The organism is Diaphorobacter sp. LI3, from assembly GCF_022807955.1.
GTDB lineage: Bacteria > Pseudomonadota > Gammaproteobacteria > Burkholderiales > Burkholderiaceae_C > Diaphorobacter > Diaphorobacter nitroreducens.
Genome location: NZ_CP094346.1, coordinates 2,678,052 through 2,695,349, shown reverse-complemented (window position 1 = coordinate 2,695,349; position 17,298 = coordinate 2,678,052). Strand labels below are relative to the sequence as shown.

The window sequence follows — 17,298 nt, the reverse complement described above, 5'->3', positions numbered from 1 at the left end:
TACAAGGCAATCAGACGTGTCCAGTACCATGCCCGTCCACGAGGCCCCGCCGCTTGATGCGGCTGTTGGCGCATCCAGGGGTTCACCCCCGCCCCGTACCACCCTGTTTTCCGGCGTGATTGCCGATCGCATCTTCGGCTGGTTGGCGCGCGGCGCGGCCGTGCTGACCCTGGCGCTTTTGCTGGGCATCATGGCGTCGCTCGTGCACGGTGCCTGGCCATCGATCCAGCAGTACGGCCTGGGCTTCCTGACGAGCAGCGTCTGGGATCCCGTGCAGAACGAGTACGGCGGCCTGGTGATGGTCTACGGCACCCTGACGACCTCCATCATCGCGCTGTTGATCGCCGTGCCGGTCAGTTTCGGCATTGCGCTGTTTCTGACGGAGCTTTCCCCTGCGTGGCTCAAGCGACCGCTGGGAACGGCCATCGAACTGCTGGCGGCTGTGCCTTCGATCGTCTACGGCATGTGGGGCCTGATGGTGTTTGGCCCCATTCTTGCCACTTATGTGCAGCAGCCGCTGCAGTCGCTGTTCAACGGCGTGCCTTACCTTGGCGCGCTGGTGTCGGGGCCGCCCGTGGGTATCGGCATTCTGTCGGCCGGCATCATCCTGGCCATCATGATCATCCCCTTCATCGCGTCGGTCATGCGCGATGTGTTTGAGGTCACTCCCGCGCTGCTCAAGGAGTCTGCCTACGGCCTGGGCTCCACCACCTGGGAGGTGGTGTGGAAGGTGGTGCTGCCCTATACCAAGTCCGGTGTCCTGGGCGGCATCATGCTGGGGCTGGGCCGTGCGCTGGGCGAGACCATGGCCGTCACCTTCGTGATCGGCAATATGAACCAGCTCAATTCACTGTCCGTGTTCGAGGCGGCCAACAGCATCACCTCCGCGCTGGCCAACGAATTTGCCGAAGCCGGCGAGGGCCTGCACCAGGCGTCGTTGATTTATCTGGGACTGGTGCTCTTCTTCATCACTTTCGTGGTGCTGGCCTTGTCCAAGCTGCTGCTGGCGCGCCTCAAGAAAAACGAAGGGGCCCGCGCATGAGCACGTCGCAAAAACTCATCTCCGCGGCCGAGCTGGCCCAGGTGCGCCAGGCGCGCTATGCGTCGCGCAAGCGCCTGAACCAGATCGCATTGACGCTGTCGCTTCTGGCCATGGCGTTTGGCGTGTTCTGGCTGGTCTGGATCCTGTGGGAAACCATCCGGCTGGGTGTGGGCGGGCTGAGCGTGGCGCTGTTCACGCAGATGACGCCCCCGCCCAACGAAGCCGGTGGTATCGCGAACGCGATCTTCGGTTCCTTCGTCATGGTGCTGCTGGCGACGTTCGTGGGCACGCCCATCGGCATCATGGCGGGCGTCTACCTTGCGGAATACGACGCACGCGGCTGGCTGGCATCCACGACGCGCTTTGTGAACGACATCCTCCTGTCCGCACCCAGCATCGTGATCGGCTTGTTTGTTTATGTCGTGGTGGTCGCCCAGTTCAAGAGCTTCTCGGCCTACGCCGGGATCATGGCCTTGGCGCTCATCGTCATCCCCGTGGTGATCCGCACCACCGAAAACATGCTGATCCTCGTTCCGGCCAGTCTGCGCGAGGCGGCCTACGCCCTGGGTACGCCCAAATGGAAGGTCATCACCATGGTGACGCTGCGCGCGGCCCGCGCCGGCGTGATCACCGGCATATTGCTGGCGGTGGCACGCATCGCAGGCGAGACGGCGCCCCTGCTGTTCACTGCACTGAACAACCAGTTCTGGAATGACGACCTGTCCAAGCCCATGGCCAGCTTGCCGGTGACCATCTTCAAGTTCGCCATGAGCCCCTATGAGAACTGGCAGCAGCTCGCCTGGGCTGGCGTGTTCCTCATCACCCTCGCGGTGCTGGGCCTGAACATCCTGGCCCGCGTGGTCACGCGCCAAAAGTAACTATTGCCTCCGGAAGACATTCATGCCCTCCACCAAGACCTCCGCGCCCGTGCAATCCAAGATCACGGTCCGTGACCTGAACTTCTATTACGGGAAGTTCCATGCCCTCAAGAGCATCAACCTCGACATTCCCGAGAAGAAGGTCACCGCCTTCATCGGGCCGTCGGGCTGCGGCAAATCCACGCTGCTGCGCACCTTCAACCGCATGTTCGAGTTGTATCCCGAACAGCGCGCCGAGGGGCAGATCATCCTCGACGGCGAGAACCTGCTCACCAGCAAGCAGGATGTGGCGCTGATCCGCGCCAAGGTGGGCATGGTGTTCCAGAAGCCCACGCCGTTTCCCATGTCGATCTACGACAACATCGCCTTTGGCGTGAAGCTTTTCGAGAGCCTGAGCGCGAGCGACATGGACGACCGCGTGGAATGGGCGCTGCGGAAGGCGGCATTGTGGAATGAGGTCAAGGACAAGCTGGACCAGAGCGGCGCGGGCCTGTCCGGCGGCCAGCAGCAGCGCCTGTGCATCGCACGCGGCATCGCCATCAAGCCGGAAGTGTTGTTGCTCGACGAGCCCTGCTCGGCGCTGGACCCCATCTCCACCGCCAAGATCGAGGAATTGATCGCTGAACTGAAAGACGACTACACCGTGGTCATCGTCACGCACAACATGCAGCAGGCGGCGCGCTGCAGTGACTACACCGCCTATATGTATTTGGGCGACTTGGTTGAGTTCGGGGACACAGAGCAGATGTTCTTCAAGCCGCAGCGCAAGGAGACAGAGGACTACATCACGGGCCGCTTCGGCTGATGGAGGTACGGGACATGGCAGACAAACATCTTTCTTCACAGTTCGACAGCGAACTGAACAACATTTCCTCCCGCGTCATGGAGCTGGGTGGCTTGGTGGAGTCGCAGATTCGCCAGGCCATCTATGCGCTTTCCCACTTCAACCTGGAAGCCGTGGAACAAGTGGAGCAGTTGGAGCGCCGCGTGAACGCCATGGAGGTCGAGATCGACCATGAGCTGGCTTCCGTCATCGCGCGCCGCCAGCCCACCGCACGCGACCTGCGCCTGCTGATGGCGTTCTCCAAGGCCATCGCCAATCTGGAGCGCATGGGTGACGAGGCCACGCGCATGGCGCGCATGGTCAAGTCCATCATCGAAAGCGGGGCCGCCCGTTCGCTACCGTCTAGCGACCTGCGTGTGGCGGCCGACCTGGCTTCGGGGCTCCTGCGCAAGGCGCTGGATGCGTTTGCCCGCCTGGACACCAAGGCCGCTGTTGCCATCCTGAAGGAAGACGATCTCATCGACCGGGAGTTCGACGGTTTCGTGCGCAAGCTCATCACCTACATGGTGGAAGACCCGCGCACCATCTCCGCCAGCCTGGACCTGCTGTTCCTGGCCAAGGCCATCGAGCGCATCGGCGACCATTCCAAGAACGTGGCCGAGCTGATCATCTATCTCGTCAAGGGCAAGGACGTGCGCCACACGGCGCTGGACGAGATCGAGTCGGCCGTGGCCTGAGAAAGGCGGTGAACCGATGAAGAAGCTTCCCCGGGTACTCATCGTCGAGGACGAGTCCCCCATCGCAGAATTGGTGGCCGTGAACCTGCGCCACAACGGCTTTCAGCCCATCTGGGCGGAAGACGGCGAGTCGGCGCAGCGCGAGCTGGACGCGGTGCTGCCCGATGTCATCTTGCTGGACTGGATGCTGCCGGGCCAAAGTGGCCTGCAACTGGCACGCAAGTGGCGTGCCGACAGCCGCACCAAGCAGATCCCGATCCTCATGCTGACGGCGCGTGGTGACGAGCCCGACAAGGTGGCCGGGCTGGATGCCGGCGCCGACGACTACATCACCAAGCCGTTTTCCACGCAGGAACTGCTGGCGCGCATCCGCGCCGTGCTACGCAGGCGTGCGCCCGAGCAGGTCAGCGACAGCGTCTCTATTGGTGAACTGGTGCTGGATGCGGCCACGCATCGCGTCAGCTACCAGGGCCAGCAGCTCAAGGTCGGGCCGACAGAGTTCAAGCTGCTGCACTACCTGATGAAGCACCCGGAGCGCGTGCACAGCCGCGCGCAACTGCTCGACAAGATTTGGGGGGACCACGTCTTCATCGAGGAGCGTACGGTGGACGTGCACGTGAAACGCTTGCGTGAAGCGCTGGGGGTAGGCGGCGCCATGGTGGAGACCGTGCGTGGAGCGGGATACCGGCTCACCGCGCAGCCGCAGACACTCATGCGGGCGTGATGGCGGGTGCCCGACGCCCCCGTGTTTTTTCAGGCGCCCGGAGATGATGCGGGCGCTTTTTTGTTGTTGACCTGAGCCCTGCGGCCATGCTCCTGCGCTTCTTTTTCTTTCTGCTGTGCCAACTGATCGGCGGTGCGCTGGGCTGGTGGCAGGCGGGCCCCTGGGGTGCTGGCATCGGCGCCTGTTTCGCCGCATGGTTGTGGTTTGCCTGGGATCTGTGGCGCGGCGCGCGCGTGCTGAACTGGTTGCGCCAAGGAGACCCCACGCAAACGCCACGCCTGAGCGGCCTGTGGGGAGAAGCAGCGGACCGCGCACGGCGCTTGGTGCGCCAGGGCCAGCTGAAGGCGCAGGCTGGCGATGCGCGCCTGCAGGAAATCCTCCAGGCGCTGCAGGCATCGCCCAATGGCGTGATGCTGCTGGATGCCGAAGGCCATATCGAATGGTGCAACCAGATGGCCGAGGAACACTTTGGCCTGGATGCGGAGCGTGATGCGCAGCAATCCATCGGCAACCTCGTGCGGGACCCGGACTTCAGTACCTACTACGCGTCCAAGGACTACACGCGCGACGTGGTGCTGCCAGGACGCGCCAGCACGCCCTCGCGGCCGGTGCGCGTATCGGTGCACCTGCACCCGTATGGCGATGGCCGCAAGCTGCTGCTGTCACGCGACGTGACGGCGCTGGAGCAGGCCGAGGCCATGCGGCGCGACTTCGTCGCCAATGTGTCGCATGAGATCCGCACTCCGCTCACCGTGCTGATGGGCTTTGTCGAAACCCTGCAGACCCTGCAGCTCAGCAACGAGGAGCGTGCGCGCTACCTGCGCATGATGTCGCAGCAGGCTGTGCGCATGCAGAACCTGGTGCAAGACCTGCTGACGCTGTCGCGCCTGGAGGGAAGCCCTCCGCCCAGCATGCACGAATGGGTCGCGGTCTCGACGCTGTTGCGCCGCTGCGAGGACGAGGGGCGCGCGCTCTCGGCCTTGCTGACGCAGAACCAGCCCGGCAAGCCTCACCAGATCACGTTCCCCACGGCCGAAGCAGCGCAGGCGGCCGGGCAGGTGGCTGGCAATGCGGCCGAGCTGCAAAGCGCCCTGGCCAACCTGGTCAACAACGCCGTGCGCTACACGCCACCCGGAGGCAGCATTACCGTGGCATGGGACGTGGAGCCTGATGGCAGCGCCCGTTTCATGGTGCGCGACTCAGGGCCCGGCATTGAGCCGGAACACCTGCCGCGCATCACCGAGCGCTTTTACCGCGTGGACCGCAGCCGCTCGCGCGATACGGGCGGCACGGGCCTCGGACTGGCCATCGTGAAGCATGTGGTGCAGCGCCATGGCGCAGCGCTGCAGGTGGCCAGCGTGGTGGGGCAGGGCTCGACGTTCACGGTGGTGTTTCCGCCGTCGCGCCTGCGGACGCCGCCGCGCAGCCTCAGCGGTGGGGTTCCTGCGGTAGCGGCGGAGCCGCCCGGCGTGTCTGCAGCCTGAGCACGCCCAGCAGCAGGGCCGTGAAAATCAACGCCGTCGCGCCTAGAGCGGCAGCGCTGGCGGCCCAAAAAGGCGAAGGGGAATGCATCGGCCCCCAACCCGCCAGGCCGCGGTAGGCCAACACGTAGCCTCCATACAGTCCCACGCCCCACAGCAGCACGCAATAGACCGCCAATGGCGCCAGCGTGATGCGGTAGCTGCGCAGCACGAAGATGCACAGCGTCTGCAGGGCATCCGCCACATGGTAGGCGGCCACCCATACTGCCAGCGCGCCTGCCATGGCGACGACTTCCGCGCTGGTGGAGTACAAGGCCGTGATCGTACCTTTTGCTATTAATAATATAGCTGCTAGCGCACATCCCATAAGCGCTGAAAGCCAAAAACCTTTCAAGGCGACGGCAGCGGCCTGGTGCTCGTTCCCCGCGCCACGCCAGAAGCTCACGCGGGCGCTTGCGGCAATGGCCAGCGACAAAGGCACCATGTAGAGCACGGCGGCGAGGTTGGAAGCGATCTGGTGCGCAGCCGAGGCCAACGCCCCCTGGCGTGCGATGAACAGCGCCATCAGCGTGAAGGAGGTCACCTCCACCAGGATGGACAAGCCCGCTGGCAGGCCCAGCCGCAGAAAGCGCGCGATCTGCGCGGGGTCGGGCCGCTCCAACGGGCGCCACAGCCGCAGCGGGCCGTACATCGTGTGGCGACGCAGCATCCACCAGCCCAGCAGCATCAGGCCGTAGTTCACGGCCAGCGTGGCCCACGCGCAGCCTGCAGCACCCTGCGGCGCCAGACCGGCGCCGCCGAAGGTGAACCAGACCGAGAGCGGCACTTTGACCGCCAGCGAGCCGACCTGCAGCCAGGTGACGAGCTGCGGGTGCCCCAAAGCCTGGTTGAGGGTGCTGTAGATGCGAAACAGCAATGCAGGCGGCAGGCCGAACGCGAGGATGGCCAGGTAGGCCTGCACCTCGCCGCGCAGCGCCGGCGGCACCTCGGTCCATTGCAGGAGCGGGCCTGGCGACAGCAGCACGGCCATGCCCAGCACCGCGGCACCCGCCCACAGGTACAGCGACTGGCGCACGCTGGCGCCCATGCCGGCCTGTGCGTTCGCGCCGCGCTGCTCGGCCCAGATGGGCAGCAAGGCCTGCAACACACCCATGAGCGCCACGTACACGCTCACGAACACGGCTGAGCCGATGGAGAGGGCGGCCAGGGACTCCTGCGAATGGCGTCCGGCAACGATGGTGTCCGTGACCCCGAAGGCCATCACCGCAAGCTGCCCGGCCAGCACGGTGAGTGCGTGCCGTGCAATGGTGGACAGCTCGGACATCAGCGCTTGCGGGCCGTGCGGCGCAGCACCAGCATGCGGTCGCCGCGGTCCGTGGGGCGGCTGACGCTCGCCATCTCCTGCCACTGCGCCGGGGGCAGCAACGCGCTCACCAGCGGTGCGGCGGAGGCGTCTGCGATGACCCAGTCGCACTGCGCCAGCTGTTCGGTGGGCACCATGTGCAGCTGCCCATGGTGCAGCAGCGCGGCCAACTGCGCACGGTTCAGCCCGTAGCCGACCACGCAGCTGTCGCGGTCGGTGATGGCTGCGGCAACACCCGCCACCTGGGGTGCGAAGCTGCGGCCATAGTTCAGCAGCGGCAGCCACAAGGTCATCATGAGCAGCCAGCCCAGCGTGGCGCCGCCTGCGGGCAACACCAGGCTGCGCCAGATGACGGGGCGGTTGCGTGCCGCGCGCCAGACCACCAGCAGGCACCACGCAGCCGTGGCGGCCAGCGCCACGCCGAAGGCCAACAGCGAGAACGACGGCACGTAGCCGGGCGCCAGCTTGGCCACGTTGGCCGCGGGCTTGGCCGGCACCCCTGTCTGCACCGCCAGCCACACCACCCAGATACCGATGGCCGAGGCGCTGAAGAACAGCAGGGTGAACCAGTCGATCAGCGCTGCGATGCTGCGCCGCAGCGTCGGCAGCGCAAAGGCGGCCAGCGCCGCCAGGGCGGGCAGGCCCAGCAGCAGTGCGCGGTCGGCCGGCTGGGTGGTCAGTGTGGCTGTCACGGCCACGAGGGCAAACCACAGCGGCAGTAACAGGTGCCGGTGCCATTCGCGGCTGAGGATCTGCTGCCGCCAGCGCCACAGCGTCCACAGCGTGAGGGGCCAGGCGGGCCAACTGAACCAGATGAACAGGCGCACCAGGCTTTGCCACTGTTTCAGATCTTCGAAGCGCACGATGCGCCAGCGCCATAGGTCCAACTGCAGCGCCAGCGCGGCAGCGGCCACTGTGGCGGCCAGCAGCACGCCCGCTGCCACTGCGCGGCTGCGCAGTGTCGCGCCGCGTGTGCAGGCCACCAGCCAGGCACAGCCCAGGCCCAGCAGCACTGCGAGCGTGGGGGCGCCGCTGAGCACCAGCCCCAGCAGCCCGGCAATGGCGGTGAAGGTGGGCCACGCCGTGCGCCAAGGCATTGCGGAGCCAGCGTAAAACAGCAGCGCGGTGCAGCACAGCTGGGTGAGGTAGCTCGTGGTTTCATGCGACAGCTGGGCCAGTCCCAGGCAGGCGATGAAGGCCAGCAGGCCGGCATCGGCCATGGCGCGGGCATAGTCGGCGGGCTGCGCCTCGCCGCCGAAGGCAAAGGCCACGGGCTGTGCGCCGGGGCTGCGCGCCAGGTAGTACACGCTGTACCAGGTGGCCGCCAGGGTCAGCAGCAGCAGAGCGACGAACGGCAGGCGCGCGGCAAGCTCCGCCGGCAGCCAGCCGTCCAGCGCCTGGATGGCCCACGCGCCCAGCCAGTAGGGCAGCAGCCCGTCGCCATCCGGCGGCACGCCCACCAGCAGCGGGTCCATCCAGGAGGTGCGCCCGAGGGCCAGTTCGCGCATGTAGCCGAACGAGGCGATGTCCGCATTGCGCCACGGGTCGCGCCCCACGAAGCCGGGAACGGCATAGGCCAGGCACAGCAGCAGCAAGGCCCAACGCGGCAGCGGGCGCACGGCGCTCTGGGCAACGATGGCGGGGGTCGGGTGTATCACGCGGACGGGGGGAAATGGCGTTGGGCCGAGGATAGCGGAGTGCGCAATAAAAAAGGCAGCGCGGAGAAGCCGGGCTGCCTGGTGTGGCAAGTGCGGCGAATGGGTTCGCCACCTGCCTGCACGGGCCTGCACGGGGCAGGCCTTGCTGCTTACTTCGCTGCGGTCTTGCCGAAGCGGTTGCGGAAACGCTCCACGCGGCCGCCCATGTTGTCCACCGACTTTTGCGTGCCGGTGTAGAAGGGGTGCGATTCGGAGGACGTGTCCAGCTTGTACAGGGGGTATTCCTTGCCTTCGAAGGTTTCGGTTTCCTTCGTGTTCACGCAGGAACGGGTCACGAACTTGAAGCCGTTGGACAGGTCAACGAACAGCACTTCGCGGTAATTGGGGTGGATGCCTTCTTTCATGATCTTCTTCCTCAAGTCAGCGGCAGCCGCACCAGCCTATTCCAGTGTACTTTCCGCAAAAAAGCCGGCAATTATCGCACAAGCTGATTCAGCGGTGCTAGGCCATGCTGCTGATGGTGCGGCGAAAGCGCGCCAGCGACAGGGCGAACAGGACCGAGCCGATGCCCGCCAACGCCAGGAACTGCGGCCACACCACGTCCATGCCTGCGCCGCGGTACAAGATGGCCTGGCCCAGCTCCACGAAGTGCGTGGTGGGGGCCGCCAGCATCAGGTCCTGCACCAGCGCCGGCATGCTCTCGCGCGGCGTGGTGCCGCCCGACAGCATCTCCAGCGGGATGAGCGTGAGCACCATGAGCAGCCCGAACTGCGGCATGCTGCGCGCCACCGTGGCCATGAAGATGCCCATGGAGGTGGTGGCGAACAGGTGCAGCGCCGCCCCGGCCAGGAAGAGCCCCAGTGAGCCGCCAATGGGCACGCGCAGTAGCCCCTGCACCACCAGGACCAGCGACGTCGTGGCCGCCAGCAGCACCACCAGCGCCATGGACCAGACCTTGGCCAGCATGATCTCGGTGGGCGTGACGGGCATGACCAGCAGGTGCTCGATGGTGCCGTGCTCGCGCTCGCGGATCAGCGCCGCGCCCGTGAGGATGATGGACAGCATGGTCACGCTGTTGATGATTTCCATCAGGCTGCCGAACCATGCCTTGTCCAGCGCGGGGTTGAAGCGCATGCGCAGCGCCAGATCCACGGGTGGGGCTGCGGTGCCGCGGTAGCGTTGCACGAATTCGCTGACCTCGCTCAGTACGATCTGCTGCACGTAGGCATTGCCGCTGAAGGCCTGGCTCATGCGCGTGGCGTCCACGTTCAGCTGTACTTCCGCTGCGCGGCCCGCGAGCACGTCGCGCTGGAAGTCGGGCGGGATGTTGAGCACGAAGGTGTAGTGCCCCGCGTCCATGCCCGCATCCATCTCGCGCGCGGTGATGAGCGCCGGCGTGTTGAACTGCGGCGGGTAAAAGGCCGAAACGATGCGCTGCGACAATTGCGACTGGTCCTCGTCCACGATCGCGATCGGCGCCTTGTGCAGGATTTCGGGCATGGCCGTGGCGGCGGCGTACACCGACAGCGTGAACACATACACGATCAGCACCAGCATGGTCGGGTCGCGCAGCAGGCTCCACAACTCCTTCACGCCCAGGCGGTAGATGTTGAGCAGGTGCAGGCGCACGGATGAGGAGGAGCCGGGCATTGGTCAGCGCTCCTGCTTCTTCAGCAGCGCAATCGCGCCCAGCATGACCACGGGCACCGACGCCAGCAGCGGCAGCAGCGCTCCCTGCAGGTCGGCCAGGCCCAGTCCCTTGCTGAAGACGCCGCGGCTGATCATGAACATGTACGTGGCCGGGTAGACCGAGCCGATGAGGCGGCCGCTGCCCTCCAGCGACGAGACGGGATCGATCAGGCCCGAGAACTGCACCGCTGGTATCAGCGTGCCTATGAGTGCGAAGAACATGGCTGCGATCTGGCTGCGCGTGACGCTGCTGGCCAGCAGGCCCATGCCGGTGGAGGTGACCGAGAACACCAGCGCTGCCAGCGCCAGTGTGGCAAAGCTGCCGGTGATGGGCACGCCGAACACGGTCACCGCCAGCAGGCACATGAGCAGGAAGTTCAGCATGGCCAGCAACACGTAGGGCAGTTGCTTGCCCAGCAGGAACTCGGTGCGTGTGACGGGTGTCACGTACAGGTTGAGGATGGAGCCCATCTCCTTCTCGCGCACCACGGCCAGCGCCGTGAGCATCGCCGGCAGCATGAGCATCAAGAGCGGAATCACCGCCGGCACCATGGCGGGCAGGCTGCGCACGTCGGGGTTGTAGCGGTAGCGCGATTGCACGGTCACGCTGCTGGCCAGGCGCTGCCCCGTGCGCTCGTGCAGTTGCGCGGCCAGCCAATGCTGGTGCATGCCTTGCACATAGCCGCGCACGGTCTCCGCGCGCATGGGCATGGCGCCGTCCACCCAGGCGCCGATCTCCACGTTCTTGCCGCGCAGCACGTCGCGGGCAAAGCCGCTGGGGATCTCGATGGCCAGCGACAGCTCGCCGCTGCGCATGCGCCGGTCCAGCTCGGCATGGTCCGACAGCGGCGGTTGCTCGATGAAATAGCGCGATCCCGAGAGCGCGTTGGCATAGCTCTGGCTCAGCGTGGTCTGGTCGCGGTCGAGCACGGCGTAGCGCAGGTTCTCCACATCCATGTTGATGCCGTAGCCGATCACGAACATCAGGATCAGCGAGCCCGCCAGCGCCAGCGTGGCGCGCACCGGGTCGCGGCGCAGCTCCAGCGACTCGCGCCACATGTAGCTCAGCATGCGCTGCAGGCTGAAGGCGCGGTGCCGGGGTGCTTCTATTTCAGTAGCTGCTGCCGCTTGATCTGTGGGTGTTTCAAACTCTTTTGCGTTTGATACGACCGTCGATAGAGCGCTGGAAGCTCCTGTTTTCGTAGCGTTGTCATCGGCCACGGGCTCGCCAGCGGCCTCCAGCAGGTAGCCGATGAACGCCTGCTCCAGCGTCTGGGCGCCGCGCCGGGCCATCAGCGCGGCCGGCGTGTCGCTGTCCAGCACCCGGCCCGCGTGCATCATGGACATGCGGTCGCAGCGCTCGGCCTCGTTCATGAAGTGGGTGGAGATGAAGATCGTCACACGGTCGCGGCGCGACAGTTCGACCAGCAGGCGCCAGAAGGCGTCGCGCGCCACCGGGTCCACGCCGGAGGTGGGCTCGTCCAGGATCAGCAACTCGGGCCGGTGCACCATGGCCACGGCCAGCGACAGGCGCTGGCGCATGCCCAGCGGCAGGTTGGCGGGCAGGGTGGCACGCACGTCCTGCAGGGCAAAGCGCTGCAGCATCTCGTCCACGCGCGCTGTCACCTGTTCTTCCGGCACATGGAACAGGCGCGCGTGCAGCACCAGGTTCTGCTCCACCGTCAGCTCGCCATACAACGAGAACGCCTGCGACATGTAGCCCACGCGCCGGCGCGTGGCCATGTCGTGTGGGTCCACCGCCTGCCCGAACAGCCAGGCACGGCCCTCGGACGCAGGCAGCAATCCGGTGAGCATCTTCATGGTGGTGGACTTGCCGCAGCCGTTGGAGCCCAGAAAGCCGAAGATCTCGCCGCGTCGGATGCGAAAGCTCACCTGGTCCACGGCCACGAAGTCGCCAAAGCGCATGGTTAGGCCCTGCGCCTCGATGGCAATGTCGTCCTCGCCGTTGGTCGGCAGCGGTGGAATCACGACCGGGCTGTGGCCGCGCTTCCTGGCTTCGGGCAGCAGGGCGATGAAGGCTTCCTCCAGGGTGTCGACGCCAGCACGCTGCAGCAGCTCTTGCGGTGTGCCCGTGGCAAGAACGGCGCCATCGTCCATGGCCACCAGCCAGTCGAAGCGCTGCGCCTCGTCCATGTAGGCGGTGGCGACGATCACGCTCATGTGCGCGCGCTCGGTGCGGATGCGGGCGATCAGTTCCCAGAACTGCGCGCGTGCGAGCGGGTCGACGCCGGTGGTGGGCTCGTCCAGGATCAGCAGGTCAGGGTCATGGATCAGCGCGCAGCACAGCCCCAGCTTTTGCTTCATGCCGCCCGAGAGCTTGCCCGCGGGCCGCGCGAGGAAGGGGTACAGGCCTGTACTGCGCGTGAGGTCGTCAATGCGCCTGCGCCGTTCGGCCGCGCCGTGGCCGAACAGGCGCGCGAAGAACTGCAGGTTCTCCTCGACCGACAGCGTGGGGTAGAGGTTCTTGCCCAGGCCCTGCGGCATGTAGGCGATGCGCGGGCAGATCGCGTCGCGGTGCGCCTTGCGCGCCATGTCGCCGCCCAGCACCTGCACGCTGCCCTGCTGCAGTGCGCGCGCGCCGGCCATCAACGCCAGCAGGCTGGACTTGCCCACGCCGTCCGGCCCGATCAGGCCCACCATGCGGCCGGTCGGTATGTCCAGCGTGATGCCGCGCAGCGCCTGGGCCGCGCCGTAGCGCAGTTGCACGTCCCGCAGCCGGGCCACGGGGGTGGCGGTCTCAAGGTGCTGGGGCATGGAGCAGCCGGGCGTCACGGTCCGTCAAGGGGCCACGACGTTGTGCAGGTGCGCCGGCCAGTCGCGGCCCGCGTCCAGCTTGATCCAGGCCTGGCCGGGCAGGCCGGTCTTCACCTGCGTGATGTGCTTGCGCAGCAGCTCGGGGGCGATGCGCGCGCGCACGCGGAACATGAGCTTTTGCCGCTCGCTGGCCGTCTCCACGGTCTTGGGCGTGAACTGCGCCGTGCTGGCGACGAACGACACCTTGGCCGGGATCACATACTGCGGGGCGGCGTCGAGCACGATGCGCACCTCGGTTCCCAGAGCCACACGGCCGGCCACGGTCTCGGGCAGGAAGAAGCTCATGTACACGTCGGTCAGGTCCACCAGGTTCAGCAGCTTGCCGCCGCCGCCCAGCACTTCACCGGGCTGGGCCAGGCGCAGCTGCACGCGGCCATCGCGCGGGGCGGCGAGTTCGCTGTCGGCCAGGTCGGCGTTGATGCGCTGCACGGTCGCATCGGCGGCTTTTACCGCCGATTCGGCGCCGGCCACCTGGGTGCGCGCCGCAACGATGGCCGCGCCCGCGGCCTGCGCCTGTGCCTGCGTGGCCTTCAGCGCGGCCTGTGCGCTGCGCACGCGGGCCCGGTCGTCGTCCAGTTCCTGCTCGGAGGATGCGCCCTCGCGCGCCAGCGTCTCCGACCGTGCCGCGCGGCGCTGAGCGGCGTCCAGGTCGGCCTCGCGCTGGGCGATCAGGGCCTGGGCGGCCGTGTGCTCGCTCTCGCGCAGGGCCACCTGGGCGCGCGCGGAGGCCACGGCCTGCAGGGCGCGGTCGCGGCTGGCCTCGCCCTCGCGCTGCTGGGCCAGCAGGCTGTCCACCTGCATGCGTGCCAGTGGCTGGCCGGCCTGCACGAAGTCGCCTTCCTGCACCAGGATCTCGGCCACGCGGCCGGCGTACTTGGTGGCCACGTCCACCTCGGTGGCCTCGATGCGCCCGTTGCCGCTCACAAGGCCGGCGTTTTGCTGCGTTTCCTTCCACTGCAGCCAGGCGTAGCCGCCCAGTGCGGCGATGGCAGCGATTGCGGCTGCGGCGATGAGGATTTTCTTGGGAATGGTCATGCGAGGGTCCCGTTGGGTTGTCAGCGCGCGGGCGCGCCGCCGCCCAGCGCGGCATAGACGGCGATGTGTGCGGCCTGCAGCGCATAGCGTGCCTGCACGAGTTGCTGCTCGGCGGCCAGCAGGTCGCGCTGGGCATCCAGCACTTCGAAGTAGGGCGTGGCACCGTGGTCGTAGCGCAGTTGCGCCAAACGTGCGCGTTCATGCAAGGCGTCGCGCTGGGCCTGCTGCAGCGTGATCTGGCGCGCTGCCGTGGCGCGCGTGGCCAACGCGTCTGACACTTCGCGGAAGGCCGTCTGCACGGTCTTTTCGTAGTCGGCCACGGCGATGTTCTGGCGTGCGGCGCTCAGATCCAGGTTGGACTGCAGGCGCCCCCCGTCAAAGAGCGGCAGAGAGACGCTGGGAGCGAACGTCCAGGCGCGGCTGCCGCTGTCGAACAGGCCGTCCAGGTGCGCGCTGGCGGTGCCCGCACTCGTGGTCAGGGCGATGCGCGGAAAGAACGCTGCGCGCGCGGCTTGTACGCGGGCGTTGGCGGCGTGCAGGGTGTGCTCGGCGGCGGCAATGTCGGGGCGGCGCAGCAGCAGGTCGGAAGGCAATCCCGCGGGCACGGTGGGAAGGGCGACGGCAGCCTGGGGCGGCGCCAGGGCCAGCGCATCCCACGGTACGCCCACGAGCTGCGCCAGCGCATGGGCCTGCAGTGCATGCTGTTGCGCGAGCTGGGTGCCGATGGATTCGGCCTGGTACAGCAGAGATTCCACCTGCGTCAGCGCCAGGCGCGAGATGGCGCCGGCCGCGTGGCGGCGCCCGAAGATGCGCAGGCTCTCGCGGCGCGTGGCGATGGTGTCTTCTGTCAGCGCGATGCGTTCCCGCGTTTCGCGCCATGCGAGGTAGTTGCGTGCCACCTGATTCACCAATGCGGCCTGGGCGGCGCGGCTGCCTTCGGCGGAGGCGAAGTAGGCCTGCTGCGCTGCCGCCTCCAGGCTGCGCACGCGGCCCCACAGATCCAGCTCCCAGTTGCTGATGGCAAGGCCCACGCGGTGCTCGCCGGTGGTGACGGCGCGGCCGGCCACGTTCAGGTCCCCCGGTACGCGGGCGCGGGTGTGGCTGCTGCCCACGGCCAGGGTCGGCCAGCGATCGGCGGACTGCAGGCCCAGGGCGGCGCGCGCCTCGTCCACGCGCAGCATTGCCAGGCGCAGGTCGCGGTTGTTCTCGAGCGCCTGGCGCACCAGGCCTTGCAGTGTGGGGTCGCGGTAGAACATCCCCCACTCGGCCTGGTCGTCAACGCTGACGGTGCCGTCATCGAAGGCGACGGGTGGCACGGGCCATGCGGCGGGCAGCAGCGCAGGGGAGGGCACGTCCGTTCGCACCCCTGCCATGCATCCGGCGACTGTGACGCAGATCCCGAGCAGGCCCGTGCGCAGCGCTGCGCTGTCAAGGGGCGATACGAGGGCGGGGAGGGCGAAGGGCATACGCAGGCCGGCGATGGTAATCCGCAATTTCGTTCGCAGCGCCCGGTCCGTTGGGCGCCCCATTGCGGGCCACCATGCTATCGAAATGAGATGACAGCCAGTATGGGCCGGCGCGTCGCGCCGTGTCTTGAGGCGAATCAAGTGAGCGGTGGGCGGGGAGTCACGCCTGCACGCAGCGAGGGGCAATGGGCGGCCATGAAAAAGCCCCGCACGATGGCGGGGCTGGGCAAAGCGGTGGAGCAGACCAGGTCAGCCGCCGCGGCGCATGGCCTCGAAGAACTCCACGTTGGTCTTGGTTTCCTTCATCTTCTTGATCATGAGTTCCATGGACTCGATCTCGTCCATGTTGTACATGAACTGGCGCAGGATGCGCGTCTTCTGCAGGATTTCGGGTGCCAGCAGCAGTTCCTCTCGGCGTGTGCCGCTCTTGTTGAGCTCGATGGCCGGGAACACGCGCTTTTCGTAGAGGCGGCGGCTCAGGTGGATTTCGCAGTTGCCCGTGCCCTTGAATTCTTCAAAGATCACTTCGTCCATGCGGCTGCCGGTATCGACCAGCGCCGTGGCAATGATGGTCAGCGAGCCGCCTTCCTCGACCTTGCGCGCCGCGCCGAAGAAGCGCTTGGGGCGTTGCAGAGCGTTGGAGTCCACGCCGCCGGAGAGCACCTTCCCGCTGGAGGGCACCACGTTGTTGTAGGCGCGGGCCAGGCGGGTGATGGAGTCCAGCAGGATCACCACGTCCTTTTTCAGTTCCACGAGGCGCTTGGCGCGCTCGATCACCATCTCGGCCACATGCACGTGGCGTGCGGCGGGCTCGTCGAAGGTCGACGCAATGATTTCGCCCTTGACCGAGCGCTGCATCTCGGTCACTTCCTCGGGGCGCTCGTCCACCAGCAGCACCATCAGGTGCACATCGGGGTTGTTGGCCGTGATGGCATGGGCGATGTGCTGCATCATCACAGTCTTGCCGCTCTTCGGAGGGGCGACGATCAGCGCGCGCTGGCCGCGGCCGATGGGGGCAATGATGTCGATGATGCGGCCGGTGATGTTCTCCTCGCCCTTGATCTCGCGCTCCAGCCGCATCTGCTCCTTGGGGAACAGCGGCGTGAGGTTCTCGAACATCACTTTGTGCTTGTTCTGCTCTGGCGGGCCGCCGTTGACGGAGTCAAGCTTGGTCAGCGCGAAGTAACGCTCGCCATCCTTGGGCGTGCGCACCTCGCCTTCGATCATGTCGCCGGTGTGCAGGTTGAAGCGGCGCACCTGGCTCGGACTGATATAGATGTCGTCGGTGCTCGCGGTGTAGCTGGTGTCGGGGCTGCGCAGGAAGCCGAAGCCGTCGGGCAGGATCTCAAGCACGCCGTCGGCAAAAATCTGCTCGCCGGCTTTTGCACGCTTCTTGATGATGGCGAACATCAGCTCCTGCTTGCGCATGCGGCCGCCGTTTTCGATTTCCAGGTCTTCGGCCTGCTTGAGGACTTCAGACACGTGCAGTGCCTTGAGTTCGTTAAGGTGCATGGAGTGACTCCTGGACGGAGTGGAAATGTCTGTGTGAGGGGAAGGGCTGCGTTTCGTGCGGGCCATGGGTGATGGCGGACTTGGCGAGCCTGTG

General features: G+C 66.7%; 14 protein-coding genes. 6 read left to right on the top strand and 8 right to left on the bottom strand.

Going from position 1 to position 17,298, the window contains the following annotated elements:
* The first annotated feature begins 28 nt into the window (after positions 1-28).
* The 6 genes from pstC to phoR all read left to right on the top strand — a co-directional run bounded on the left by pstC (position 29) and on the right by phoR (position 5,649).
* The gene (pstC, locus tag MRB47_RS12435) at positions 29-1,042 is read left to right on the top strand and encodes a phosphate ABC transporter permease subunit PstC (RefSeq protein WP_252102625.1); all 1,014 of its coding nucleotides are present in this window, start codon (positions 29-31) and stop codon (positions 1,040-1,042) included.
* On the top strand, positions 1,039-1,920 hold the full coding sequence (pstA, locus tag MRB47_RS12430) for a phosphate ABC transporter permease PstA (RefSeq protein ID WP_252100871.1): 882 nt from the start codon (positions 1,039-1,041) through the stop codon (positions 1,918-1,920). The genes pstC and pstA overlap by 4 nt, the downstream gene beginning before the upstream one ends.
* Before the next feature lie 22 nt (positions 1,921-1,942).
* Positions 1,943-2,725, top strand: coding sequence for a phosphate ABC transporter ATP-binding protein PstB (gene pstB / locus MRB47_RS12425; RefSeq protein ID WP_011805575.1), 783 nt, complete (start codon positions 1,943-1,945; stop codon positions 2,723-2,725).
* A 14-nt stretch (positions 2,726-2,739) separates the two neighbouring features.
* Entirely contained in the window at positions 2,740-3,441 is a 702-nt protein-coding gene (gene phoU / locus MRB47_RS12420; RefSeq protein WP_015913075.1) for a phosphate signaling complex protein PhoU, read from the top strand.
* 16 nt (positions 3,442-3,457) lie between these two features.
* Positions 3,458-4,165, top strand: coding sequence for a phosphate regulon transcriptional regulator PhoB (gene phoB / locus MRB47_RS12415; RefSeq protein ID WP_011805573.1), 708 nt, complete (start codon positions 3,458-3,460; stop codon positions 4,163-4,165).
* An 86-nt stretch (positions 4,166-4,251) separates the two neighbouring features.
* The gene (gene phoR, locus MRB47_RS12410) at positions 4,252-5,649 is read left to right on the top strand and encodes a phosphate regulon sensor histidine kinase PhoR (protein WP_252100870.1); all 1,398 of its coding nucleotides are present in this window, start codon (positions 4,252-4,254) and stop codon (positions 5,647-5,649) included.
* Here phoR and MRB47_RS12405 read toward each other — a convergent pair.
* The 8 genes from MRB47_RS12405 to rho form a co-directional block, all read right to left on the bottom strand.
* Complete coding sequence (locus MRB47_RS12405) at positions 5,594-6,970, bottom strand: MATE family efflux transporter (protein WP_252100869.1); 1,377 nt, start codon at positions 6,968-6,970, stop codon at positions 5,594-5,596. The genes phoR and MRB47_RS12405 overlap by 56 nt on opposite strands.
* The gene (locus tag MRB47_RS12400) at positions 6,970-8,667 is read right to left on the bottom strand and encodes a hypothetical protein (RefSeq protein ID WP_252100868.1); all 1,698 of its coding nucleotides are present in this window, start codon (positions 8,665-8,667) and stop codon (positions 6,970-6,972) included. The genes MRB47_RS12405 and MRB47_RS12400 overlap by 1 nt, the downstream gene beginning before the upstream one ends.
* 149 nt (positions 8,668-8,816) lie before the next feature.
* Positions 8,817-9,071 (bottom strand): type B 50S ribosomal protein L31, encoded by a 255-nt coding sequence (locus MRB47_RS12395; protein ID WP_011805569.1) that lies wholly within the window; start codon positions 9,069-9,071, stop codon positions 8,817-8,819.
* 97 nt (positions 9,072-9,168) lie between these two features.
* Positions 9,169-10,317, bottom strand: a complete 1,149-nt coding sequence (locus tag MRB47_RS12390) for an ABC transporter permease (RefSeq protein ID WP_011805568.1) — start codon at positions 10,315-10,317, stop codon at positions 9,169-9,171.
* 3 nt (positions 10,318-10,320) lie between these two features.
* Positions 10,321-13,131 carry a ribosome-associated ATPase/putative transporter RbbA gene (rbbA, locus tag MRB47_RS12385; protein ID WP_252100867.1) on the bottom strand — a complete coding sequence of 937 codons (2,811 nt, stop codon included), beginning with the start codon at positions 13,129-13,131 and terminating at the stop codon, positions 10,321-10,323.
* Between the two features lie 24 nt (positions 13,132-13,155).
* The gene (locus tag MRB47_RS12380; protein ID WP_252100866.1) at positions 13,156-14,226 is read right to left on the bottom strand and encodes an HlyD family secretion protein; all 1,071 of its coding nucleotides are present in this window, start codon (positions 14,224-14,226) and stop codon (positions 13,156-13,158) included.
* Between the two features lie 20 nt (positions 14,227-14,246).
* Positions 14,247-15,692 carry an efflux transporter outer membrane subunit gene (locus MRB47_RS12375; protein ID WP_411275691.1) on the bottom strand — a complete coding sequence of 482 codons (1,446 nt, stop codon included), beginning with the start codon at positions 15,690-15,692 and terminating at the stop codon, positions 14,247-14,249.
* A 249-nt stretch (positions 15,693-15,941) separates the two neighbouring features.
* Positions 15,942-17,204, bottom strand: a complete 1,263-nt coding sequence (rho, locus tag MRB47_RS12370; protein WP_011805564.1) for a transcription termination factor Rho — start codon at positions 17,202-17,204, stop codon at positions 15,942-15,944.
* Between the last annotated feature and the right edge of the window lie 94 nt (positions 17,205-17,298).

Excerpts from the sequence above, each read along its gene's own strand:
- rbbA (WP_252100867.1), bottom strand. The coding sequence starts at position 13,131 with ATGCCCCAGCACCTTGAGACCGCCACCCCCGTGGCCCGGCTGCGGGAC.
- MRB47_RS12375 (WP_411275691.1), bottom strand. The coding sequence starts at position 15,692 with ATGCCCTTCGCCCTCCCCGCCCTCGTATCGCCCCTTGACAGCGCAGCG.
- phoU (WP_015913075.1), top strand. The coding sequence starts at position 2,740 with ATGGCAGACAAACATCTTTCTTCACAGTTCGACAGCGAACTGAACAAC.
- MRB47_RS12390 (WP_011805568.1), bottom strand. The coding sequence starts at position 10,317 with ATGCCCGGCTCCTCCTCATCCGTGCGCCTGCACCTGCTCAACATCTAC.
- MRB47_RS12395 (WP_011805569.1), bottom strand. The coding sequence starts at position 9,071 with ATGAAAGAAGGCATCCACCCCAATTACCGCGAAGTGCTGTTCGTTGAC.
- phoB (WP_011805573.1), top strand. The coding sequence starts at position 3,458 with ATGAAGAAGCTTCCCCGGGTACTCATCGTCGAGGACGAGTCCCCCATC.
- MRB47_RS12380 (WP_252100866.1), bottom strand. The coding sequence starts at position 14,226 with ATGACCATTCCCAAGAAAATCCTCATCGCCGCAGCCGCAATCGCTGCC.
- pstC (WP_252102625.1), top strand. The coding sequence starts at position 29 with ATGCCCGTCCACGAGGCCCCGCCGCTTGATGCGGCTGTTGGCGCATCC.
- phoR (WP_252100870.1), top strand. The coding sequence starts at position 4,252 with ATGCTCCTGCGCTTCTTTTTCTTTCTGCTGTGCCAACTGATCGGCGGT.
- pstB (WP_011805575.1), top strand. The coding sequence starts at position 1,943 with ATGCCCTCCACCAAGACCTCCGCGCCCGTGCAATCCAAGATCACGGTC.
- MRB47_RS12405 (WP_252100869.1), bottom strand. The coding sequence starts at position 6,970 with ATGTCCGAGCTGTCCACCATTGCACGGCACGCACTCACCGTGCTGGCC.
- rho (WP_011805564.1), bottom strand. The coding sequence starts at position 17,204 with ATGCACCTTAACGAACTCAAGGCACTGCACGTGTCTGAAGTCCTCAAG.
- pstA (WP_252100871.1), top strand. The coding sequence starts at position 1,039 with ATGAGCACGTCGCAAAAACTCATCTCCGCGGCCGAGCTGGCCCAGGTG.